Source organism: Pseudomonas moorei (genome assembly GCF_042846945.1).
GTDB classification, from domain to species: Bacteria; Pseudomonadota; Gammaproteobacteria; order Pseudomonadales; family Pseudomonadaceae; genus Aquipseudomonas; species Aquipseudomonas moorei.
This window is the reverse complement of sequence record NZ_AP035776.1, coordinates 3,677,063-3,700,270: the sequence shown is the minus strand read 5'-3', so window position 1 is coordinate 3,700,270 and position 23,208 is coordinate 3,677,063. Positions and strand designations below refer to the sequence as shown.

At 62.6% G+C, this 23,208-nt stretch carries 21 protein-coding genes and 1 pseudogene; 11 read left to right on the top strand and 11 right to left on the bottom strand.

Annotated features, from left to right (window positions below):
* The first annotated feature begins 819 nt into the window (after nt 1-819).
* The 6 genes and pseudogenes from ACGJAX_RS17475 to ACGJAX_RS17450 all read left to right on the top strand — a co-directional run bounded on the left by ACGJAX_RS17475 (nt 820) and on the right by ACGJAX_RS17450 (nt 8,409).
* Nucleotides 820-2,142 (top strand): hypothetical protein, encoded by a 1,323-nt coding sequence (locus ACGJAX_RS17475; protein WP_090319907.1) that lies wholly within the window; start codon nt 820-822, stop codon nt 2,140-2,142.
* 165 nt (nt 2,143-2,307) lie between these two features.
* Nucleotides 2,308-3,528: pseudogene (locus ACGJAX_RS30515) on the top strand (cache domain-containing protein); the annotation flags it as partial.
* Nucleotides 3,523-4,434 (top strand): methyl-accepting chemotaxis protein, encoded by a 912-nt coding sequence (locus ACGJAX_RS17465; RefSeq protein WP_407075267.1) that lies wholly within the window; start codon nt 3,523-3,525, stop codon nt 4,432-4,434. The pseudogene ACGJAX_RS30515 and the gene ACGJAX_RS17465, both read left to right, overlap by 6 nt.
* Before the next feature lie 365 nt (nt 4,435-4,799).
* Nucleotides 4,800-6,113, top strand: a complete 1,314-nt coding sequence (locus tag ACGJAX_RS17460) for an amino acid permease (protein ID WP_390955504.1) — start codon at nt 4,800-4,802, stop codon at nt 6,111-6,113.
* Nucleotides 6,106-7,386: an aminotransferase class III-fold pyridoxal phosphate-dependent enzyme gene (locus ACGJAX_RS17455; protein WP_390955503.1), complete on the top strand. Its 1,281-nt coding sequence runs from the start codon at nt 6,106-6,108 to the stop codon at nt 7,384-7,386. The genes ACGJAX_RS17460 and ACGJAX_RS17455 overlap by 8 nt, the downstream gene beginning before the upstream one ends.
* Before the next feature lie 9 nt (nt 7,387-7,395).
* Nucleotides 7,396-8,409, top strand: coding sequence for a phosphotransferase (locus ACGJAX_RS17450; protein WP_390955502.1), 1,014 nt, complete (start codon nt 7,396-7,398; stop codon nt 8,407-8,409).
* A gap of 171 nt (nt 8,410-8,580) precedes the next feature.
* On the opposite strand, the gene ACGJAX_RS17445 is transcribed toward ACGJAX_RS17450, so the two are convergent.
* Both ACGJAX_RS17445 and hpaC read right to left on the bottom strand, forming a co-directional pair.
* Nucleotides 8,581-8,943, bottom strand: coding sequence for a DUF6124 family protein (locus tag ACGJAX_RS17445; RefSeq protein ID WP_390955501.1), 363 nt, complete (start codon nt 8,941-8,943; stop codon nt 8,581-8,583).
* Nucleotides 8,944-9,374: 431 nt separating this feature from the next.
* Nucleotides 9,375-9,887: a 4-hydroxyphenylacetate 3-monooxygenase, reductase component gene (gene hpaC, locus ACGJAX_RS17440; protein ID WP_247255058.1), complete on the bottom strand. Its 513-nt coding sequence runs from the start codon at nt 9,885-9,887 to the stop codon at nt 9,375-9,377.
* Nucleotides 9,888-10,149: 262 nt separating this feature from the next.
* Between hpaC and ACGJAX_RS17435 the strand changes: the two genes are divergently transcribed.
* Complete coding sequence (locus tag ACGJAX_RS17435) at nt 10,150-10,779, top strand: response regulator transcription factor (protein ID WP_090319885.1); 630 nt, start codon at nt 10,150-10,152, stop codon at nt 10,777-10,779.
* 139 nt (nt 10,780-10,918) lie between these two features.
* On the opposite strand, the gene feaR is transcribed toward ACGJAX_RS17435, so the two are convergent.
* The 9 genes from feaR to ACGJAX_RS17390 all read right to left on the bottom strand — a co-directional run bounded on the left by feaR (nt 10,919) and on the right by ACGJAX_RS17390 (nt 18,848).
* Complete coding sequence (gene feaR, locus ACGJAX_RS17430) at nt 10,919-11,839, bottom strand: transcriptional regulator FeaR (RefSeq protein ID WP_390955500.1); 921 nt, start codon at nt 11,837-11,839, stop codon at nt 10,919-10,921.
* Nucleotides 11,840-11,990: 151 nt separating this feature from the next.
* A complete protein-coding gene (locus ACGJAX_RS17425; protein WP_390955499.1) occupies nt 11,991-12,941 on the bottom strand; it encodes a 2Fe-2S iron-sulfur cluster-binding protein in 951 nt (316 codons plus the stop codon).
* 181 nt (nt 12,942-13,122) lie between these two features.
* On the bottom strand, nt 13,123-13,863 hold the full coding sequence (locus tag ACGJAX_RS17420) for an SDR family oxidoreductase (RefSeq protein WP_390955498.1): 741 nt from the start codon (nt 13,861-13,863) through the stop codon (nt 13,123-13,125).
* A gap of 10 nt (nt 13,864-13,873) precedes the next feature.
* Nucleotides 13,874-14,374: an aromatic-ring-hydroxylating dioxygenase subunit beta gene (locus ACGJAX_RS17415; RefSeq protein WP_077048276.1), complete on the bottom strand. Its 501-nt coding sequence runs from the start codon at nt 14,372-14,374 to the stop codon at nt 13,874-13,876.
* Entirely contained in the window at nt 14,371-15,654 is a 1,284-nt protein-coding gene (locus ACGJAX_RS17410; RefSeq protein ID WP_390955497.1) for a Rieske 2Fe-2S domain-containing protein, read from the bottom strand. The genes ACGJAX_RS17415 and ACGJAX_RS17410 overlap by 4 nt, the downstream gene beginning before the upstream one ends.
* Before the next feature lie 23 nt (nt 15,655-15,677).
* Nucleotides 15,678-16,802 (bottom strand): amidase family protein, encoded by a 1,125-nt coding sequence (locus ACGJAX_RS17405; RefSeq protein ID WP_390955496.1) that lies wholly within the window; start codon nt 16,800-16,802, stop codon nt 15,678-15,680.
* Nucleotides 16,799-17,269: a nuclear transport factor 2 family protein gene (locus ACGJAX_RS17400; protein ID WP_390955495.1), complete on the bottom strand. Its 471-nt coding sequence runs from the start codon at nt 17,267-17,269 to the stop codon at nt 16,799-16,801. Before ACGJAX_RS17400 ends, ACGJAX_RS17405 begins: the two co-directional genes overlap by 4 nt.
* Nucleotides 17,270-17,272: 3 nt before the next feature.
* The gene (locus ACGJAX_RS17395; protein ID WP_090319860.1) at nt 17,273-17,644 is read right to left on the bottom strand and encodes a hypothetical protein; all 372 of its coding nucleotides are present in this window, start codon (nt 17,642-17,644) and stop codon (nt 17,273-17,275) included.
* A 40-nt stretch (nt 17,645-17,684) separates the two neighbouring features.
* Nucleotides 17,685-18,848, bottom strand: a complete 1,164-nt coding sequence (locus ACGJAX_RS17390) for an acyl-CoA dehydrogenase family protein (RefSeq protein WP_247255065.1) — start codon at nt 18,846-18,848, stop codon at nt 17,685-17,687.
* Between the two features lie 365 nt (nt 18,849-19,213).
* Here ACGJAX_RS17390 and ACGJAX_RS17385 point away from each other — a divergent pair, with 365 nt between their 5' ends.
* The 4 genes from ACGJAX_RS17385 (at nt 19,214) to mauD (ending at nt 23,206) form a co-directional block, all read left to right on the top strand.
* On the top strand, nt 19,214-20,686 hold the full coding sequence (locus ACGJAX_RS17385; RefSeq protein ID WP_247255066.1) for a sensor histidine kinase: 1,473 nt from the start codon (nt 19,214-19,216) through the stop codon (nt 20,684-20,686).
* A gap of 189 nt (nt 20,687-20,875) precedes the next feature.
* On the top strand, nt 20,876-22,024 hold the full coding sequence (locus ACGJAX_RS17380) for an amine dehydrogenase large subunit (protein ID WP_390955494.1): 1,149 nt from the start codon (nt 20,876-20,878) through the stop codon (nt 22,022-22,024).
* Between the two features lie 11 nt (nt 22,025-22,035).
* Nucleotides 22,036-22,575 carry a MauE/DoxX family redox-associated membrane protein gene (locus ACGJAX_RS17375; protein ID WP_390955493.1) on the top strand — a complete coding sequence of 180 codons (540 nt, stop codon included), beginning with the start codon at nt 22,036-22,038 and terminating at the stop codon, nt 22,573-22,575.
* Nucleotides 22,576-22,579: 4 nt separating this feature from the next.
* Nucleotides 22,580-23,206 (top strand): methylamine dehydrogenase accessory protein MauD, encoded by a 627-nt coding sequence (mauD, locus tag ACGJAX_RS17370; protein WP_090319844.1) that lies wholly within the window; start codon nt 22,580-22,582, stop codon nt 23,204-23,206.
* Nucleotides 23,207-23,208 lie beyond the last annotated feature (2 nt).

Below are 23,208 nucleotides of genomic sequence, written 5' to 3'. Positions count from 1 at the left end.
CCCACCGCTTCCGCCACTCCCACCACTGCAGCCGCCCCCGCCCCCACATCCGCCACTACCTCCGCACCCACCCTGCCCGCCGGAACCACCAGCGAAGTTAGGGCTCGAGTCGGAATCAAACTCATCGCCAGCAAAAAGTAGCTCTCCAAAATTTTCGCTATTCATAATTGATTACTCGTCATTAAAGGAAATGCCACCAAAACAAAGTGACGCACCTATGTTTAGTAATTTTAAGAAATGAACGCAAGAGACTATTTTTTTGGAGTGTAGGAAACTTCACTCAACCCCATGAGACGCCTCCCTACATAGAATGAGAAACTCACCTCGATTACTTCTTGTTTAAGCAAGACCGTTTTTTTAAACTAGTTCCTCCAAGCCTTCAAAACCCTTATCAAAAATTGAATGACCACCTAAACACAATGAAAGACCTTCACATCCTTCTTCTGTAGGACGGAGTAAGAAACTTCCTTCATTTTCTAAAAAACCATTTTTGGGTGACCATTTTCAGTTCAAAAAAAGTCGACGAACGGTAGTCTGTTGGTCGAGCGCGTTGGTCGAACGCTGAGCGTGTGACATTGTCCTTGACATGGACGACAGTAGATTCTGCATTGGTAGCGGCGCCGCCGAGACTTGCACACCCGCCCGAAATAAAAGATCGCAGCGCCCAGCACCGCTTTCTGCAGCCGCAATGGCGAATCATGCAATCTGGCAAGCACAACCAACTAATTGGCAAACAGGAAAAAGGGCGAAAGGAATCCGGACCTTAGTATCTAAAAAGACCGCAAACCTGCGCTCAAGAACAAGAACGGATGTCACGCCATGCTCAAGTCCCCCTTGCTTCGACTCTCTACCCTCGCGCTGATGATCAGCGCAGGTCAGGCCGGAGCCTATGAACTCTACGCCGATAGCGACAGTCACCTGAACGCCACCCTGGAAGCGGTTTTCGGCATTTTCCACAGCCAGGAAAACTACGCCCTGTCGGGCCGTCTCGATGAAGGTTCGTCGTCGTGGCGTGAGGGTTACATCAAGTACGGCCTGAGTTTCGACAAAGGGCTGGCCGGTGCCGGCACTGCTTACGGCGCGGGCAACCTGCTCAGCTCCGGCACCTGGGGTGACGGCGATGCCGCCGGTTTCAGCGACGGTTCGGAACGCACCACCAAATTCGAAGACGCCTACCTCGGCTGGCGCTCGAGCGATCTTTTTCCGGTCCTGGGTACAGACGGTATCGACCTGTCGTTCGGTCGCCAGAACATCGTGGTCGGCGACGGTTTCCTGATCGATGGCGACGCGCTGAACATGGGCAAGGGCCTGGCCGACGGTGAGTTCAATCGCGGCGGCGCCTACTGGCTGGCCGCGCGCAAGGCGTTCGACGAAACCGCCGTGCTGCGTATCGGTGGCAAGGAAGGCTGGCGCGGCGACCTGATGTGGCTCAAATCCGACAACCGCGCCCAGGCCAAGACCGAAATGTATGTCGGCACCCTGGAACACGTGGCCGAAGCCGGCACCGTCGGCCTGACCTACATCGACACCACCGATGTCGACGAACAGTACGCCTCCCCGGCGCAACTGGAGCGCGATGGCATGAAGACCTACAGCCTGCGCGCAACGGGCAATGCCGGGGTCAAGGACCTGTTCCTCTCCGGCGAATACGCCAAGCAGGACAAACCCCACGCCGCCAACGAAGACGCCTGGTACCTGGAAGCCGGCTGGACGTTTTCCGCCGTGCCATGGACGCCCTATGCCAGCTACCGCTACAGCCGTTTCTCGGAAGGCTACGACACCCTGTTCTACGGTTTCAGTCGCGGCTTCGGCACCTGGTTCCAGGGTGAAGTGGCGGGCAACTACGCCGGCCCGTTCAACACCAACTCGCGCATCCAGCAACTCAAGTTCACCGTCTCGCCGCTGGCGAACCTGAACCTCGGCGCGATGTACTTCAACTACGACACCATCGACCGCAACCTGGGCAACACCGATGGCCACGAAACGGACCTGTACGCCGAGTGGCATGTCAACGACCACCTCACGGTGATGCCGCTGATCGGCCTGTTCCAGCCGGACAAGAGCGCCGATCAGGGCGGTACGCAGTTGGGCAACAACGACAAGAACGTCTATAGCCAGGTGATTTTCGCCACGACGTTCTGATTCGGCCTGCCCCCCCTGTAGGAGCGAGCCTGCTCGCGAAAAATATTTGGAAAACGCGTTCATTCAGATTGTGCGCGTCATCGTTGACGTCCATCGCGAGCAGGCTCGCTCCTACAGGGGGACGCGTTGCCGGCATCAGTGCTTTCAAGGAAAAAGGCATTTCCCATGCAGAAAAAATTCCTCACGATCCAGAGCAAAATCACCCTGCTCGCCGGCCTCTGCCTGCTGTTGGTGGTGGGTTTGCTGATGGGGCTGTCGCTGTACCAGACTCACCAGAGCAGCCAGCAAGTGGCCGAGGCCAGCGGCAAAATGCTCGCCGACGCGGCCAGGGAACACATGCAGGCCCTGGGCAAGGTGCAGGCCATGCAGGTTCAACGCACCTTCATGCAGACCCACGAATTTGGCCAGGGGTTGTCGCGGTATTTGCTTTATCTGAGGCAACTCCAGCATCAGGGGACCCTCACCCGCCCCCAACTGCGCCAGGCGCTGAGCACCCAGCTTCACCAAGCCCTGATCGACAAGCCCGACCTGCTCGGGCTTTACGTCATTTTCGAGCCGGACGCCCTGGACGGTGCCGACGCCGGTTTCGCCAATCAGGCGGACCTGGGCAGCAACGAAACCGGACGCTTCTCGCTCTACTGGGTGCAAAGCAAACCGGGCGAGTTGCAAGCGGTGATCGGTGACGAAGCCCTGCTCGCCAACACCGAGCCAGGCCCTAGCGGCGCACCGTACAACGCCTTCTACACCTGCGCCCGCGATACCCGCCAGGCGTGCGTTCTGGAGCCCTACTTCGACGAAGCATCCGGCAGCCGCAAATTGGTAACCAGCGTCGCCTTCCCGCTGCTGGAGAACGGCAACGTCATCGCCGTCGTCGGCCTCGACATCAACCTCGCCGCGCTGCAAAAGGACAGTCAAACCAGTGCGCTGCAATTGTTCGACGGCCACGGCCAGATCAGCATCGTCAGCCCTCGCGGGGTGATCTCCGCCAACAGTCAGGACGTCACTCGCCTGGGTCAGCCGATGGACAATGCCGAGGTCATGGACGCCTTGCGCCAAGGCCGAGCGAAGGTGTTTGTCGACCCGCAGCAGATCAAGGTCCTGGAGCCACTGCCACCGATTGCCGGGGCCGCGCCCTGGGGTGTGCTGGTGGGTGTACCGCAGGAGGTGTTGCTGGCACCGATGAACGCCCTGCAGCAGCAACTCGATGCCCAAGGCGTGAAAAGCACCGCACTGGAACTGCTGCTGGGCGGCGGCTCGGCCCTGCTCGGCCTGCTGTTGATCGGGTACACCGCGCAACGCATCACCCGCCCGCTGCAAGCGCTGACGCGGGTCATGGAGGACATCTCCCTCGGCGAAGGCGACCTGACCCGTCGCCTGGCCGTGCAATCGCGGGATGAGATCGGCCAGTTGGCCACCGCGTTCAACCGCTTCGTCGAACGCATTCACCACTCGATTCGCGAGGTGTCGTCGGCAGCCCTTGGCGTCAACGAGGGGGCGCGGCGGGTGCTGGAGGCATCCCATTCATCCCTGAGCAATTTCGACGATCAGTCCACCCGCACCAACAGCGTGGCCGCCGCGATCAATCAGCTGGGCGCCGCCGCCCAGGAAATCGCGCATAACGCCTCCGACGCCTCGCAGCAAGCCTCCGCCGCACGGCAACAGGCCGAGGACGGTCGCCAAGTGGTGGAGCGCACCATTGAAGTGATGAACGCACTGTCCGGCAAGATCAGTGCGTCGTGCGCCAACATTGAGGTGCTCAACGACAAGACCGTGAACATCGGGCAGATCCTCGAAGTGATCAAGGGCATCTCGCAGCAGACCAACCTGTTGGCACTCAATGCCGCGATCGAAGCGGCACGCGCCGGTGAAGCGGGCCGTGGATTTGCGGTAGTCGCCGACGAAGTGCGCGGCCTGGCCGGGCGCACCCAGACTTCGGCGCTGGAGATCCAGCAGATGATCGAAGAGCTGCAAGTGGGTGCGCGGGATTCGGTGATCACCATGACCGAGAGCCAGCAGCACAGCGAAGAAAGCGTCACCATCGCCAACCTGGCCGGCACTCGTCTGGGTAGCGTGACCCAACGCATCGGCGAGATCGACAACGTCAACCAATCCGTCGCCGCCGCCACCGAGGAACAGACCGCCGTGGTCGAGGCTTTGAATGTCGACATCACGCAGATCAACACCCTGAATCAGCGAGGGGTGGAGAATTTGCAGTCGACATTGCGGGCCTGTACCGAGCTGGAGCAACAGGCTGCGCGATTGAATCAGTTGGTGGGGAGTTTCCGGATCTGAGATAGAGGTCGCCTGTCAGTCCGCCATCGCTGGCAAGCCAGCTCCCACAGGGTTCTCTGGTAGACACAACATCTGTGTCGCGCCGAATTCCAGAGTGGGAGCGAGCTCGCGCCGGGCGGCGTTCCGTCGATCAGGCCATCACCTCCACCCGCAATGGCAACGCTCCTACGCAACACATTCTGGCACCCACAACCAAGCACATGGCATGGGCACGAACAGGCCGCGCTGTGTCCCGCGCGTAGTATCGAAACCGACTCACGGCAGAACCCGCGACCTTGCCGGGTGCCGTTGGGCGAAGAACAACGCTGAACCCCCTCCATTTTCACTAAAACAATAAATCGGCCTTCGGGTCGCGGGAGACTTGTGTGCTTAAGAAAAGTGCTTTGGGCTGGCCCAAGATTGCCGGCCTTGGAATTGCGTTGGTGGTGGCCGGGCAGTTTTCCGGCTGGAACTTCGGACTGATGGCCGGCGGCTGGCTGAACATGCTGATCGCCACCTTGTTGATGGCACTGCTGTGCGGTGGACTGGCGTTGTGCGTGGCGGAATTGTCCACCGCGCTGCCCAGCGCCGGCGGCGTATTCGTCTATGCGCAAAGTGCCTTCGGGCCGTTCGTGGGTTACCTGGTCGGCGTGGCGTGCGCGCTGGCGTTGACCATCGGCACCGGTGCGGCAGCCACCTTCATTTGTGCCTACACCGAGTCAATCTTCGGCCTCGGTGGCTGGCCGGTGAAGATCGCCTTGTTCGCGGTGATCATCGGTTTCCACCTGCGGGGCGTCGGCGAGGCCATGGGCCTGACCTTCATTGCCGGTGTCATCGCGGTCGTCGCCTTGCTGACCTTCGGCGTGGCCATGGCACCCCATGTCGAACTGGCCAACCTGCTGAAGATGCCAGTCAATGCCGGACCGGCGATTAGCCTGGGCGGCATTTTCGCCTGTGTGCCCTTCGCCATCTGGTTGTTCATCACCGTTGAACAAACCGGCTCGGCGGCCGAAGAAGCCAACGATCCGGGGCGCAGCATGCCCCGCGGCATCCTCGCTGCGGTGGGCACTCTGTTGGTGACGGCATTGGTGGTGCTGGTCTGCGCCCCCGGTGCCGGTGGCGTTGAAACGGTGGGCAGCGCAGGCGATCCGCTGTACGCGGCGATGTCCAGCAGCAATGCCTTCGGTGACGGCTCATGGCTGGCCAAGGTGATTGGCTGCGGCGCGGTGTTCGGCCTGATCGCCACGTTCTTCTCGTTGATTTACGCCGCCTCCCGGCAACTGTTTGCCATGGCCCGCGATGGGTTGTTCCCGCAGTGGCTGGGCAAGACAGGCAAACGCGGCACGCCCTACCCGGCGCTGCTGCTGATCGGCGCCATCGGCCTGCCGTTGTCCGCTATCGACCCGGCCACGGTGATGCTCGCGGTCGTGCTGCTGCTCAACGTTTGCTACCTGTTCATTTTTGCCGCCTACCTGCGGATCAAACGCAGCCAGCCTGACCTGCCCCGTCCGTTCACCCTCGCCGGCGGCACCGTGGTCGCCTGGCTGGGCCTGGCCCTGATCCTGGTGGTGATCGCCGCCTGCTTCCAACTCGACACAATGATGCTGATCGCCCTGGCGGCGACCTTCACCCTGAGCCTGCTCAACTTCCTGCTGCGCACCCGTCGCACCCACGCCATCGAGGTTCCGGACCATGCCTGAAGACACCCTGCTGCAACGCCGCCATCGCGTCCTCGGCAGCGCCTCACCGCTGTTCTACGACAAGCCCTTGCACCTGGTACGCGGTGAAGGCGTCTGGCTGTTCGACGTCGACGGTCGACGCTATCTCGACGTGTACAACAATGTGCCGTGCGTGGGTCACTGCAACCCCCGTGTGGTCGAGGCCATGCACCGGCAGGCCAGCACGTTGAACATCCACACCCGTTACCTGGATGAGCACGTGGTGCGCTACGCCGAGCGCCTGACCGCGACCTTCGCCGAGCCGCTGGACACCGCGATGTTCACCTGCACCGGCAGCGAAGCCAATGAACTGGCGCTGCGCCTGGCGCGTTTCGCCAGCGGCGGCACCGGCCTCATCGTCAGTGACTACAACTACCACGGCAACTCCGCGTCACTGGCCGAAGTGACCACCGCCCTGCCCTCGCCGGAACCCTTCGCCAGCCATGCGCGGGCGGTGCCGATTCCGTGCCTGTACCATGCGCCGGCCGGCACCACCGAATCGCAACTGGCCGAGCAATACGCGGCCAATATCGCCGCCGCCATTGCCTCGATGCAGGCCCGGGGCATTCGTCCCGCCGCGCTGTTGATCGACACCCTGTTCGCCAACGAGGGCCTGCCACGGGTGCCGGCCAGCTTCGTCAACAAAGCAGCGGCGTTGATCCGCGCCGCTGGCGGATTGTTCATCGCCGATGAAGTGCAGTCCGGCTTCGGTCGCACCGGCGATCATCTGTGGGGGCATCAGGCCCACGGCGTAGTGCCGGACATCGTCACCCTGGGCAAACCGATGGGTAACGGCTACCCGCTGGCGGGGCTGATCACCCGCAAGGCGCTGGTGGAGTCGTTCGGGCGCAGCGCGATGTACTTCAACACTTTCGGCGGTTCCCCGGTGGCGGCGGCGGTCGGCATGGCGGTGCTGGACGAGATTGAACACCTGCAACTGCTGCACAACGCGCAAAGCGTCGGCGCTTACGTGCAGCAACGCTTGCACGCGCTGGCGGCCAGGCACTCGATCATCGGCGATGTGCGCGGCAAGGGCCTGTTCTTCGCCATGGAGCTGGTGCGCGACCACGCCAGCAAGGAGCCCGCCGGGCTCGAAGCGCGCAAGGTGGTCAACGACATGCGCGACAACGGTGTGCTGATCAGCAAGATCGGCGCCGGCGACAACATCCTCAAGCTACGCCCGCCGTTGGTGTTCAACCGCGAACACGCCGACCTCTTCGTCGACACCCTGGACCACGCCCTGAGCGCGATTTGAGGCCCTGCCATGACTGATTTCCATGCTCTGAACCATGACCAGCAAGTCGCCCGCCTGCACGACCTGGCGCGCCATGCCCTGCAGCACTGGGACGGCCAGTTCGCCGACATTGAACTGGTCAAATTCCGCGAGAACGCGGTGTTCTCCGCGCGCCGCCATGACGGCCAGCGAGTGGCCTTGCGCATCCACCGCAATGGCTATCACGGCGAAGCGGCGCTGCGCTCCGAACTGCAATGGATGGAAGCACTGGCCAGTGCCGGCATCACCGTGCCGCAGATCATCCGTACGCAGAATGAAAGCCACCTGATCGAAGTCACTCACCAGGAGCTCGGCGACCGCCACGTCGACATGCTCGCCTGGTTGCCCGGCGCCACCGCGGGCACTTCGGAGGCCGGGGTGCAGGCCGATACCGAAATCGATTTTCTGTTCAATGAGGCGGGTGCGCTGGCCGCGCGCATTCATCTGCATGCGGCCCAGTGGCAGCAGCCGGACGAGTTCGTGCGGCATGCCTGGGATGAGGAAGGCTTGATCGGCGCGAACCCGTTCTGGGGGCGCTTCTGGGAGCTGGAACAGCTGAGCGAGGCCCAGCGCGACTTATTGCTACAGGCCCGGCGCACGGCGCGCACGGACTTGCGCCGCTATGGTCGGCACCTGGGTAACTTCGGCATGATCCACGCCGATCTGGTGCCCGAGAATCTGCTGATCGAAGGCCCGCGTCTGCGCTTGATCGACTTCGACGATGCCGGATTCGGCTGGCACATGTTCGAACTGGCCACGGCTTTGTACTTCTGCCTGGACGATCCGCGTTTTGAGCAGATCAAAGCGGCACTGCTGGCCGGCTACCACGCGGTCAAGCCGCTGACCGAGGCGGATCGCCAGACCCTGGCGCTGTTTCTGATGCTGCGTGGCACTACCTACCTGGGCTGGATTCATACCCGCCAGGGCACACCGACGGCGATTGAAATGGCGCCGATGCTGATCGAACGGGCTTGTCGATTGGCTCGGGAATATTTGCAGGCCTGATACCCCGCCATCGCGAGCAGGCTCACTCCCACATTTGATTTCAGCAGCGCACATATTTTGCGTTCACTGAAGATCATTGTGGGAGTGAGCCTGCTCGCGATGAGACCGTCATATTCAACATCACCGGCGACTGACCGTCCGCCATCGCGGGCAAGCCCGCTCCCACAGGGATCAGCTGTGGGGCGCAGGTTCCGGCGGGTCGAGCTGATCCAGTGCCCGATTCACCGCCAGTTCCCCCAGGTTGATGACTTGCGCAATGCCCAGCAGGGTGTTGCGGTTCCTGCCTTCCGTCCGGTCCGCCAGATCCATGGTCATGACATTGGCCGACGCCAGCGACTCACAGGCGTGGGCCAGCAAGGTTTCCAGATCGAGTTCCGGGTTGACGATGAATGTCGTGCAGAGTTTGCGCGGGGTGGCGCGGATGTCGGCGGCTGAGGGGATGCGGTCGGTGGGGTCGTTGGGGATATTTGCAGCGGAATTTTCGTGCGGAGCTACCGGATCAGTTATCCGCGGAGTGGGTGTTGGCGTATTCATGTTTTTCTTTTCCGTCTTGATGTCGCCACACCATCGCTACTAAACAAAGGGTGGCGACTGTACGCAGGTTAGTAGACCGGGGAAAAGAAGAAAGCCGGCGCGCCCAAGGGCGCCCTACGCACAGCCGCCATCGAATTCAGGCATGGAAATACCTGATTGACGGACACTTGCACGCTCTTCTAATACCTCGGGCTACTAAACCCGATCACTGGAAATCAGTGACCCGAATCAAGTTACCGGTGGCCCTCAAAGCGCACAAGCCGGCGGATTCTGGCGTACCTGTAGGCAATGCCGCAAGCCGCTGTAGCTTTCACGAAGTAACACCTACAGCCGTTAAACACATCTCTCAAGCAGACGCATTTGTGGCGAGGGAGCTCGTCGGAACGCCGCACCGTCCCGCAGGGCTGCGAAGCGGCCCCCCATCCGGTCGATCAGCAATGCGCCCCGGCATGCTCCACGCGATGAAACAGGCGGTTGAAATAGACCAGGCTGTCGCGTGGTTCCCGCACGCCCACCTTCGTCAGCTCAACGAACATCACCGAGTGCGAGCCCACTTCCTTGCACTCGCTGATCCGCCCTTCCAGCTGAACCAGGGCATCGCGCAGCACCGGCACATCGGCGGCGCCGTCGTCCCACAGGTCCCAGGCGAAACGCTCGGCCATCGGCACTTTGGTCATGCCGGCGAAGTGGCGGGCCAGCTCTTCCTGTTCACCGCACAGCACGTTGATGCACAAGTGGCCGTTGGTGCGGAACACATCGTGGGTGGCGCTGTTGCGGTTGACGCACACCAGCACGGTGGGTGGCGAATCCGTCACCGAGCACACGGCACTGGCGGTGATGCCGCAACGACCGCCGGGGCCATTGGTGGTGATGATGTTCACCGCCGCAGGCAGCTGCGCCATGGCGTTGCGAAACTCGATTTGCTGCTGGCTCAGGTCGGCCATGTCGATGCCCCTTCCTTCAGGAGGACCGCCATTGCGCGGCCCGTAGGTGATGGAACAAGACTAAGGCCCGGCACGCGGCGCAACCATTCTGACGATCCCCATGCCGAGGTTGGCTTTCCGCTAGTCGACTAGGTGGTTTCTTTATCGTCATGGCCGGTGACAGTGGGTATTCTGCACACTGGCTCCAAAAAAGATGAGCCGATGTGCGCCGCGCGTGCTCGCGTGCGAAAACAATAATTAGAAATTCTCGTGGCAGCCCCTGATGGAAACCCGCAAACCGATTGTTTACATCGTTGACGACGACAAAGACCTGCGCACTTCGCTGGCCTGGTTGCTGGAGTCGGTCAGCGTGCAGGCGCAGTGCTTTGCCGGCGCCGACGAGTTCCTCAACCAGTACGATCCCAAGCAGCCGGCCTGCCTGGTGCTGGATGTGCGCATGCCGGAAACCAGCGGTTTTCAGCTGCAGGAAATCCTCAACCAGCGCGGCAGCACCCTACCGACCATCTTCGTCTCGGCCCATGGTGACATTCCGATGTCGGTGACGGCGATGAAGAACGGCGCGCTGGACTTCGTCGAGAAGCCCTACAACCCGCAGCAGATGATCGACCGCATCCAGGCGGCGTTGAAGACCGCCGTGCATGCCCAGGCCGATCAGGAGCAGCGCCGGAACCTGCAAGGCAAGCTGGCGCTGCTGACCAGTCGCGAGCGTGAAGTGTTGATGCTGGTGATCGATGGCAAGGCCAGCAAGGTGATTGCCCGGGAGCTGAACATCAGCGTGAAAACCGTCGATGTGCACCGCACCAAGATCAAGGAAAAGATGGGCGTGACCAGCATCGCCATGCTGGTGCGCGAAGTGCTGCATTTGCCGGTGGATGAGCCGGTTCGGCACTGAGGTACAACTGCCGGGCCGCCATCGCTGCGATGCGGCGACCCGACAGGCCAGCTCCCACAGGGCATTTGTGACCACAAAGAAAATGTGGGAGCGAGCCTGCTCGCGATGGGGTCGGACCATGCAACAGCAATGGCGGATGTCAGTTCTGGCTATACCGCTTGCGATAAGCCCCCGGCGACACGCCGAAGCGGGATTTGAAGGCCGAGGAAAAGTAGCTGGAGTCGGAGAAACCCCAGGCGTAACACAGTGCCGACAGTTTCTGATCGACATCACTGCGACGCAGGTTTTCCGCGCAGAAGTCCAGGCGTCGGTGCTTGATGTACTGCGCCACCACCAGGCCGCGCTTGGAGAACATGCGGTACAAGCCGCGCACCGAAACGCCCACCTCACGGGCAATCAGTTCCGGACAGAGTTCTTCGTCGCTGATGTGCTGGTCGATAAAGGCGATGATCTTGCGAAACTGCCGCTCATGGGCATCGCTGCCGCTGTCACGGGCGCTGATCCCCGGCAGCAGCAGGCTGGCCAGGGCGTCGAGTACGGCTTCGCTTTCCTGCATGTCCAGCCCTTCCTGCTGGCGGGTCTCCAGTACCAGCTTGTTGGCCATCGCGGCCAGGGGACTGTTGGCGGCGATGCGCGTGGCGCAATTGACCGCCGTGAAGTGCGAGCCGCGCTCAACCACCTGACGCGGCAGGATCAGCGATAGCTGTCGGGAGTCCTCGTTGTAGGTCATGTCGCTCGGACGGCAGGCGTCGATCAGGGCGATGTCGCCGCAGCCCAGTTGCGCGCGGTTGTCGCCCTGCTCCAGCTGCGAGCTGCCACGCATCTGGAACACTGCGTAATAGTGCCCGTCGCTGCTGAGACTGACATCCTTGCTGGTGCGATACAGGTGCACGTGCGCCATGTCGACGACACTGAGCTTGATCGCACCGCTGCGAAACTCCGCCAGCTCGCCATAAAAATCGGTGTCCAGCGCGCGGGCATCGAAGCGCCCGCAGGCGTGGTTCACCTGGCTCAACCAATTTTCGAACGCCTCATTGCGCACCGCCGATGCTGTAGTCATGTCCGCAAAGCCTCACGTTTTTGTTGTTATTGCCGGCCGCTTCGTCGAGCGGCTCGGTAAACCTGTTTCGTCTTCCTGCCCTCGCCTCCCTCGAAGGTCGCCGGACGCCATTCAACAGGCTCCGGCGTCTGCTTTCCAGTGAAGAAAGCGCTTAGATGTCCAATACCAGACGAGCGGAAAGTGCCCGGGAAACACAGGCGCAAATCTGCTGGTTGGAAGCCTTTTCCTTGTTCGACAGGCAGTTGTCACGGTGCTCCGGCACGCCGTCGAGCACGTCGACGATGCAGGTGCCGCAGAGGCCTTCGCGGCACTCGGTGTCGATGTCGCAACCATGGGCCTGCAGCACATCGACCAGGCTGGTATTGGCCGGTACTTGCAGCACCACGCCGGAGCTGGCCAGTTCCACTTCGAAGCTGCCGGCCGGGGCGCTGTTGGCTGCCGGGTCCGCCGCGAAATGCTCCAGGTGAATGGCGTCATCCGCACGGCTGCGCGCCGCCACTTCCACCACTTTGTTCATGAACGGCGCCGGGCCACAGGTGTAGACATGGGCGGCATTGCCGGCGCGGTCCAGGCACTCGCTCAGTGCGGCGTCCAGATCCGCTGGTTCGACGCCATAGTGGAATTCCACGTGGTCGGCAAAATTCGTCGCCAGCAATTCGCTGAACGCCGCGTACTGCGCCGAACGGGCGAAGTAATGCAGGCGGTATGGCTGGCCGCTTTCCGCCAGCCGATAGGCCATGCTCAGCAGCGGCGTGACGCCGATTCCGGCGGCGAACAACACATGCTCGGTGGCGCCCGGGTCGAGACGGAACAGGTTGCGCGGCGCGCCCATCTCCAGCTCCATGCCCTCTTCGACCTGTTCGTGCAGCGCCAGCGACCCCCCGCGCGATTGCGGCTCTTTCTTCACCGCCACCAGGTAGGCACGGCGGTCCTGCGGCGGACTGCACAGGGAATACTGGCGGGTCACTCCGGTCGGCCCGGTCAGGTCGACATGGGCACCCGGCTCATAGGTGTCGAGCGGCTGGCCGTCACTGCGCACGAGGCGAAAGGAACGGATATCCAGCGCTTCGTCGACGATCCTTTCGATCTTCACCTTCATCATTGGGTCACCTGAATTCTGTTGTTTTGATTTAACACTGCGGCTAGAGCCGCCCCCCCTGTAGGAGCGAGCCTGCTCCGGGCGGCGTTCCGACGATGAACCTGAGGTCGCCACGGGGTGTCCGATTTCCAGCGTCATCGTTGACGACCACGCTCGCCCCTACAGGAAGGCATTTTTCTGCTGCTTAACGCATGAACAGGCCACCATTGATGTCCCAGCACGCGCCGGTTACCGACGTTGCGTGATCGGCGATCAACAGCAGGACGCTGTCGGCGATGTACGCAGGGTCGCCGAGGGTGCCGGCCGGGATCATTTTCAGGATCTGTTCCAGGCGCTCCGGGGCCACGGTTTCGCGCACCACCGGCAAGTCCAGGGGACCGGGCGAGATGCTGTTGACCGTCACCCCTTGCGGTGCCAGTTCGCGGGCGAAGACCTTGGTCAACGTCGCCACGCCACCCTTGGCCGCCGCATAGTGCGCGCCGGTGGCCGTGCCGCCGTTCTGCCCGGCGAGGCTGGCGATGTTGACGATGCGGCCAAAGCCACGCTGGGCGAAATGCGCGCCGAATACCTGGCAGGCCACGAAAGTGCCGCGCAGGTTGATCGCCATCGACTCGTCGAACTCATCCGGCGTGATGTCCATCAGCGCCGCGACTTTCGACACGCCAGCGTTGTTCACCAGAATGTCGGTGCCGCCCCAACGCTCGGCGAGCAGGTCACAGGCCCGCTGAAAATCCGCCTTGCTGCGCACATCCAGTTCGATGGCTACGGCCGTGGCGCCGCTGCCGTCCAGCTCGGCGGCCAGTTGCTGCACGCCGTCGAGGCGCACATCGGCCAGCGCGACACGATACCCCGCCCCATGCAAACGGCGGGCGATGCACTCGCCCAGTCCGCGCGAGGCACCCGTTACAAGGGCTACTCGACTCATGCTGTTGCCCTCACAAAAGGAAGCCGAGCGCGCTCAGGCTGTCGGTGGAGTTGATCAGCCGCACCACTTTGCGCTCCAGGGTCGGCACGCCATCGGTGAAACGGATACGGTGGTTCAGGTCGGCCACGAACGGTGTGTGCACGCCGCGCTTGTAGGCGTACAGCAACTGCGCCGAGTTGACTTCGACGATGTCGCCGGCCGCTTCCACCAGACGGAAACGCGAGACCGTGCGGATGGTTTTTGCCGCGTCCACCGCCGACGGCGAGTAGCCGGCGGTCAAGCGTTCGATGCGCAAGTCACGCATGCGCGCATCGTCGTAGGCGTAGTTGAGGGTCGCTTCGAAGTCCTCGGTGTCCGGGTCGATCGGCACGATGTACTTGCCGCTTTCGCTCCACAAGGTCGCCCACTCGGCATAGTTTTTGTGGTCGAGCAGTTCGGCTTCGCGCCAGATGAATTCGATGGCCTGGGCCAGCGGGCCGGAAAAACCGTTCAGGGTGTCGTGATTGCTCATTGGCTCATCATCCTTTTCCACATGTCGTAGGCACCGCGCATCCCGCCCTCGTCGGTGGCGTGGCTGACTTTGTCGCCGTTTTCAGCGGTGATTTCGCGATTGAGGCCGCGGTTGACCAGGATCGGCGCGTCGACGCCGGCATACGAGCCGCGCTGCACGCGGTCCCAGGCCTCGGCATCGTCAGGGCTGCCGAAACCGAACGGGCCCTGGAAGTGTTCATGGATACGCATGCGTTCGCGGTTGGCGATTTCCGGGCCGCCGTCCATGCCGAGGGCGACGTGGCGGATCTCGGTTTCCGCCACCGACACCGGGCGCAACACGCGGAAGAACGACATCGACATCGCCACGTTGGGGAACAGGTTCAGGTTGAACCCGGCGCCGTGCAGCGAGCGCACGATGCGGCGTACCTGCTCCGGCGGCAGGGTTTTCGACAGTTCTTCGGTGACGTGGGCGAAACGCTCCTGCAATTGCTCGGTGCCGTCGTCGTGATCGAGGTCGACGTGCTCCGGCACCATCACCATCACGCTGTGACCGTTGCCCAGGGAGTGAGTGACAGCTTGCTCGTCGGTCATGAACGAGAGCATTTCCGAGGTTTCTTCATCGACCGAGGACATGAACGACTTGTGCACGATCGGGAAGTGGTAGCCGTCGGTGGTGTTTTCCAGCTGGATCTTCCAGTTGCCCTTGAAGCTGAACTTGTGTTCGCCCTGGGTCTTGATCGGGTAACCGGCGCCCTGCTTCATGAACAGGTCCATCCAGTGTTTGGCGCCGCCAAGGAAGTCTTCCAGGGGTTCGATCTCGTCGTTGTAACTGGCGAAGATCATGCCGGCGTAGCTCTCGACGCGCAGGCGGGTCAGCGGCAGTTCGGATTTTTCCAGGATGCCTTCATAACCATCCGGATACGGCAGCGCACGCAGCTTGCCGTCCAGGCCGTAGGACCAGCTGTGGTACGGACAGGTGAAACCGGTGGCGTTGCCCTTGTGCTTCTCGCACACGGTGGCGCCGCGATGCCGGCAACGGTTTTCCAGCACGTTGATGGTGTTTTTCTTGTCGCGCACGACAATCACCGGGCGACGGCCGATGGTGGCGGTCTTGAAGTCACCGGCGTTGCGCACTTCGCTTTCGTGGGCGACCCACACCCAGGTGCGGTAGAAAATCTTCTCCAGCTCGGCTTCGAACAGCGCCGGGTCGTTGTACAGCGAGACATCGACGCGGTCGTGCTGGACCAGCTCTTCCGGGCTTTTCGTCGATGCGATCAGCCGGTATTCATGAGTGCTCATGCGGTTCTCCTCATGGCTTCTTTTTATGATTGATTGGTAGAGGCTTGCAGTTGCGCACCGAAGGCGCAGACGAGTTCGTCCTGACCTTTGCGGCCAACGATTTGCAGGCCGACTTTCAGCCCGCCGCAATCGAGTTCCACCGGCACCGTCAGCGCCGGATGGCCACTGAGGTTGAAAGGCCGTACCAGCGGCGTCATGCCGGCCACGGCCTTGCTGCCGGCGCGGGCTTCGCCGAGGGTCGGCGGCAAGGTCGGCAGCGTTGGCAACAACAGCACGGCAAAGTCTTCCAGCGCGGCGTCCACCTGTTGCGTGAAGCGCGTGCGCACGGCTTCGGCATGGGCCAGTTCTTCGCGAGTGGTGCGGCTGGCGGCCAGCAAACGGGTTTCCACATCGGCGCCGATCAGGCCCTTGCCGGTGAGATGACCGAACGCGGCCCAGTTTTCAAAATTGATCACGGTCAGGCCGGCCGCGAACGCGGCTTCGAATTCGCTCAGGCGCAGGTTGCCGCGGCGCCATCCGGCACGGTCGGCGGCGGCACCGAGGCTGGCTTGCAGGTGCGGATCGCAGCCCACTTCCAGGAAAGCGACCTTTGCACTGGCGTTTGGCAAGCTCTGCGCTTCAAAGCCCGGGCAGATCACCTGCATCGCCGCGATCAGGTCGTCCATGCGCCTGGCGAACGGCCCGACGCAATCGAGGCTCGATTCCAGCGGATGCGCACCGACACGGCTGACACGACCATAAGTCGGCTTGAGCCCGGCCACCCCGCAACACGCCGCCGGCACCCGCACCGAACCACCGGTGTCGGTGCCAATGGCGATGTCCGCCTGGCCCGCCGCGACTGCTGAAGCCGAACCGCTGGAGGATCCGCCCGGCACCCGGTCAGGGGCTTGCGGGTTGATCGGCGTGCCGGTCCAGTCGTTGATGCCGGTGACGCCAAAGGCCAGTTCGTGCAGGTTGGTTTTGCCGACGATCTGCCAGCCGGCTGCGAGAATGGCGTCGACCACCTCGGCGTTTTTCGTGGCCGGGGGTGCATCGGCGAACGCACGGCTGCCCGAGCGGGTCGGGTGGCCGGCGATGTCGATGGAATCCTTGATGGCCACGCGTTTGCCGCTGCCGCCGAGGAGGAATTCGGTGATGAACGTACTCATGCACTCAGCTCCCTGTTGAACAGTCGTTGCGTACGGAAATGCGCGATCAGCCAAACACCGTCGACACAGCGGAAATCGATGTTCAGCCGGGTGCCGAACAACTCGCTGCGGCCATCGGCGTAGGTGGAAATCTGCTGCATGATCCACTGCCCTTGCGCCGTGCCGCCGTCGACCAAGATCGACTCGCTGGTGAGGTAATGCAGGTTGAGCCGGAAGTGCGCCGATGGTGGCAGGTAACCGCCGACGAATGCGGCCACCGCTTCACGACCCTGGTGCTGGCCAAACATCTGCGCGGTGGCGCTGCCAATGCCTTCCCAGATCGCATCGACCGTGAACAGCCGGGCCAGCTCGCTGACCTGAGTCACCGCCCTCGGCACATCGCACAGGTCCATGTAGCGCGCCATCAAGCGACGCACCGCGCTTTCCCCTTCGAGCGTCGCCAGACGCTGCAGCAAGGCCTCGTCCATGGCTTACACCCTGGCCGCGTCGGGAATGGTCAGCGGACGACCGATGCGCGCTTCGACCTTGGCGTAGCGCCACAGGCTGTATTCACCGACCGGCGTGGTGCGGAACAGGTTGCAGGCGTCGATCACCGACTGGTGGCAGTCGACGTCGGCCATGATGTACACGGTCCAGGGCGAGGTGGTGGACGGGCCGACCATCAGGCGATCGTCATCCATGGCACCGAGTACGGTGATGCCCGGCATCGCGCCCAGGGAGCCCATCATCTGGCTGAAGCCTTTCCACACGCTCAGGCCTTCGCCGGTGGGCAGGTCGAAAAAGTTCTGGGTGATGCCAATGCAGAAGACGACGCGCAAGGGTTCTTGAGTGGTCTGGGTCATGGGGTTTGATCCTTGAAATGGAGAGCGCTGAAAAAAGGGTTCAGATGTAGCCCGGGAACGGCGGCACGCCGAGGAACACCGAGCCGGCGCCGTCGTACAGCCCTTCGCTGAGGAAGGCGTGCTGGGTCACCACCATCGAGTCGCGCAGGTAGCGTTGCAGCGGATGGCGCAGGTAAATGGCGGTGGTGCCGGCCAGGCTGTAGGCGCTTTGCACCACGTCGGCACCGGCCTGGGAAACATGGATCGCCGACAGGCGCAGCAGGCTGGTCTGCTCGGGCGTGACCGGGTTACCGGCCAGGATCGATTGCCAAACCTGTTCGGTGGCACCGTAGAAGAAACCGCGCGCGGCGCTGAGTTTGGCTTCGGCCTTGGCGATCTCGATGCGTACATAAGCGCGGTCGGCCAGTTTCGGAGCGCCGGTGATGCCACCGCCGCCGGCCATGCGACTGACTTCGTCGAGGGCGGCACGGGCCAGGCCCAGGTTGACCACCGCCAACACCTGCGCGGCATAGGCAATCGACGGGTAGCGGAACAACGGCTCGTCGATGGTCGCGGCGCCACCACGGATGAAGGTCCAGCGCTCATCAATGCGCTTGTCGGTCACCCGCAGGTCATGGCTGCCGGTGCCTTTGAGGCCGACCACGTCCCAGTTCTCGACGATGTCGACCTGCTCCGGACGGAATACGGCGGTGCGCGGCTTGCCGCCTGCCGCGCCGATACCCACACCGAGCAAGTCTGCGCCCTTGCAGCCGCTGGCGAATTTCCAGGTACCGTTGACCTGCCAACCGCCCTCTACCGCCTCGGCGGGTTGCAGCGGGAACAGGCCGCCGGCGAACACCAGGTCCGGGCTGTCGGCATAGATTTCAGCCAGGGTTTCTGGTGGCAATGCGGCGAGATAGACGCCGGCACTGCCGAAGCTGGCAACCCAGCCGGCGGAGCCGTCGGCTTCGGAGATGCGTTCGATCATTTGCAGGAACAGTGCCGGCGCCAGGGCGTCGCCGCCGTAGCATTTCGGCGTGGCGGCGCGGTAGATGCCCACCTGCTTGAAGCGCTCGATCATGTCCCTTGGTACGTGGGAGAGGCTGTCGAATTCGCTGCGACGCTGACGCACTTCTTCCAGCACCTGCGCAAAGGCAGGGCTCTCGACGATATTCTGGTCAACGCCTGGCAGAGCGTCTTGTTGCGCGACCGCTGAACGCAGCATGGGCTTTCTCCGTTTTTGCTTATTGTTGGCAGGGCGACAGCTGCTCCGTAGGAGCGAGCCTGCTCGCGATGGTCGTCAACGATGACGCTGGAAACCTGGCACCCCGCGGCGCTCTCAGGTTCATCGTCGAAACGCCGCCCGGAGCAGGCTCGCTCCTACAGGGGATCGGCGTGCTCACCCTTGCATTGCGGTCCAGTGTAAAAACCCCACCCCGGCGCAACTATTGGTGCGTGCAGCCCCCCGACTAAAGAAAACCCCTAGGCCGACACCGGTTACCTCTGAGCGCATCCATGGGCGCGAGACGGTATAAAAAGCCATACTGCTGACCTCACCGATCAGAACCCTCTGCCGCCAAGGGCTGTGTGATGTATTTGCCAAAACCGAACGACTTTTATGCGCTGATCGAAGCCATGCCGCTGTGCATCATTCTTCACGATGCGCACACCAAGGAGATTCTCTGGGCCAATGCGGCCGCCCTGGCGGCGCTGGGTTTTACCCTGGAGGAACTGACCCCGCTGAAGGCGCCGGACATGACCCGCGACGCACCGAAATACCGGCGCTCGGTGGGTTTGCGCTGGCTCGAAGGCGCCGCCCGCACCGGCCAGCGCGCCATCGAGTGGTGCTATCGCTCCAAGCAAGGGGTGGAGATTCTGTCCGAGGCGGTGGCGACCCTGGTGCACCTGGAAGGTCGCGATGTGCTGATGGTGCAGTTCCGCGACATCTCCAGGGAGGACAAGGTCAAGCGCGATCTCAAGCGCTTCGAAAGCCGACTCAAGGCCTTTATGCAGGACCTGGCCGAAGGCGTGGCGGTGCTCGGGCCCGAGGGGGATATCCGCTTTCTCAGCGACTCCGCCGCGCACTTGCTCAACAGCGACGTGCACAGCTTGCTCGGCAAGAACTTCCTGGCCTGGTGCGACGACCCTTCGCGCCAGCGACTGCTGCAGCAACTGGCCAATGTCACGCCGGACCACGCGCCCTTCAGCGTGCACTATCAAGTGCAACGGCGTGACGGCGAGTGGCGCTGGCACGATGCGACCTGCCGCTTTATCGAAATCGAAGACGATCTGGTCGGCCACCTGCTGTTGTTCCGCGATGTCACCGAGCAGGTGCAGGCCGAAGAAGCACGGCGGGTCAGCGAGCAAAAACTCGAGTACCTGGCGCGCTACAACGCCATGGGTGAAATGGCCGTGGCGATTGCCCATGAGTTGAGCCAACCCCTGGCCGCCACCCGCAACTTCATCGAAGGCGCGGTGATTCGCCTGGGCAAAGCCGCCGACGCCGACGAAGGCGTCGCCTGGGGCTTGCAGAGCGCGGTGCGGCAGATTGAGCATGCCTCGGTGATCATCAAGAGCGTGCGCGATTACGTGGTCAAGCTGGAGCAGAGCGAAGAGCTGATCGACCTCAACGAACTGCTGCGCGAGACCCAATATTTCATCAGCCTGCGTGCCGATCCGAGCCTGGTACGCGTGGACGTCGTGACCTCGCCCGAGCCGCTACGGGTGAGTTGCGAGAAGGTGCTGATCGGTCAGGTGATCCTCAACCTGGCTTTCAATGCGATTGAAGAGATGGCCGATCTGCCGCTGGAGCGGCGTTTGCTGCGCATCCATGCCAGCGCCGACAAGGGCATGGCGCTGGTGCGCATCGAAGACTGCGGACGCGGGATTCAGGCCCAGGCGCAGGAAAAGCTGTTCGACGGTTTCTTCTCGTCCAAGGTCAGCGGCAATGGCATTGGCCTGGCGCTGTGCAAAAACATCATCGGCCGGCACCGGGGCGACATCTGGGCGCAGAACCAGGCGCCTTGTGGCGCGGTGTTTACCTTCTCCCTTCCCCTCGCCTGACGCACAAACCCTGTAGTGAAGGGGATCGCATACCCCGGTTTTGTGGCGCGTCCGTGACACTGGCACAGATACACAAACACTTGGCAGGCAGGGCAATTCCCGGGGTTGCCGGGCGAGGCACTATTCAATCGTCAGAATCTGCCCACTCACCCGCGATCCGCGTTACCAACAATTCAGGAAGTTCCCCTTATGCGAACAAACAGGATCTCCGTACAGTCAGCGCTAGGCCTGAGCCTGCTTGTACTCGGTTTGAACAGTGCCCGTGCGGACCTGCCCGCCGACACCATCGGTCAGACCGTTTTGCCGTTCCCCGCTGAAGCACACCGGGCGTTCGTCGTCGATGTCGAGTTCGACAGCTTCGTCGCCGGCCGTGTCACCGTGGTCGACCCGGACCAGAAACGCATACTGGGCATGGTGCCGACCGGTTTCGCCGCACCTTCGGCCCTGAGCCATGACGGCAAACTGATCTACAGCGCCGACATCTGGTACTCCCGTGGCACCCGGGGCACCCGCACCGATGTGCTGACGGCGTGGGACAGCTCGACCCTGTCGCCCGCCTGGGAAGTGCTGATTCCGAACAAGCGCGCCGAGTCGCTGACCCAGCGCTACGGCCTGAAGACCAGCGGCGATGACCGTTTTGTCTACGTCTACAACTTCACCCCGTCGACGTCGGTGACCGTGGTCGACACCCAGACCAAGGCCGTCGCCACGGAAATCGCGATTCCGGGTTGCGTACTCAACTACCCGGTCGGCAAGCGCCGCTTCGCCTCGCTGTGCGGCGACGGCAGCCTGCAGGTGGTGACCCTCAACGACCAGGGCCAGGAAACCGCGCGCAACCGCACGCCGTTCTTCGACCCCAACGCGGAGAAACTGGTGGAGCGCGCGGTCAACGTCGGCGACACCTACTACTTCACCACCACCACCGGCACCGTGCGCGCAGTGGATTTCTCCGGCGACACGCCGAAGATCCTGCCGAGCTGGTCGCTGGTCACCGATGCCGAGAAGAAGGCCGGTTGGGCCCCGGGCGGCTGGCAGTTGATGGCGGTCGCGCCGAAGCTCAATCGTTTGTACGTGCTGATGCATGACGCTCACGAACCGATGAAGTGGGAAGACCCAAGCACTTTCATCTGGGCCTACGACCTCAAGACCCAGAAGAAGATCGCGACCCTGGAAGCACCGGCACCGGTGTGGAGCATGCAGGCCACCGGCGACGACAAACCGTTGCTGCTGGGTGCCGACGTTGAAGGCGGCTTGCAGATTTTCGATCTCAAGACCAACCAGCACACCGGCAGCATGGCAAAAGTCGCAAAAACCGCGACTCAGGTCATGAGCTACTAAGAGGTTCGGCCATGCACTCAGATCCGATCTTCATCATTGCCAGCGCCGTCGCCATCGCGGTGTTGCTGGCCAGTGCCGCGACCCACAAGGTGCGAGCACCGGCACGCTTCGCCAGACAGCTAGCGGACTACCAACTGCTGCCCGATTCGCTGGTGCGCCCGGTCGCCCGATTGATCCCGCTGCTGGAACTGGCCATCGCCTTCGCGTTGCTGGTGCCGGTCAGCCGTGGCTGGGCCGCGTTGAGCGCGGGCGGTCTGTTGGCGCTGTATGCCGCAGCCATTGGCATCAACCTGTGGCGCGGTCGTCGCGACATCGACTGTGGCTGTGCCGGACCAGATCAGGCGCAACCGCTGCGCCCGGTCCTGCTGCTGCGCAACAGCGTGCTGATGGTGCTGGCGCTGCTGTCCAGCGTCGCGCCGATTGCCCGCGACATGACGCTATTCGATGGTTTTGTCACGGTTGCCGCGGCGGCTGTCGCGTTGCTCATTTACGCCGCAGCCGATGGCTTGCTGGCGAACTCCCCTCTTCTGCTCAAATTGATTGGTAGGTGATCCAATGGAAGGTTTGATTGTTTCCAACGTTCTGCTCTGGGTACTGCTGGTGGCCGTGGCGTTCGTCGTCATGGGCCTGGTTCGTCAGATTGGCGTGCTGCACGGTCGCCTGGCCCCGGCCGGTGCACTGATGGTCGACAAAGGCGTGGCCGTCAACGAAGCCGCGCCGCAAGTGACCGCCACCGACCGCAAAGGCCGCCCGGTGAACTTCGGCTATGCCGGTGAAAAATCGCAACTGTTGTTCTTCCTCTCGCCGACCTGCCCGATCTGCAAGTCGCTGCTGCCGGCGATCAAGTCCATCGCCAGGGAACAGGCCGGTACGCTCGACGTGGTGTTCATCAGCGATGGCGACATGGACGCCCAGCAAGCACTGATCCGCGAACACAAACTCGAAGACGCCACCTACGTGGTCGGCCCGGAAGTCGGCATGACTTACCAGATCGGCAAGCTGCCCTACGCCGCGCTGATCGACAAGGCCGGCACCCTGCGCGCCAAAGGCCTGGTCAACTCCCGCGAACACCTGGACAGCCTGTTCGAAGTCGAGCACCTCAAGCACGCCACTTTGCAGCAGTACCTCAATGCCCAACCTCATACCCATGATCACGACCACAGCCACGGCCATAGCCACTGATA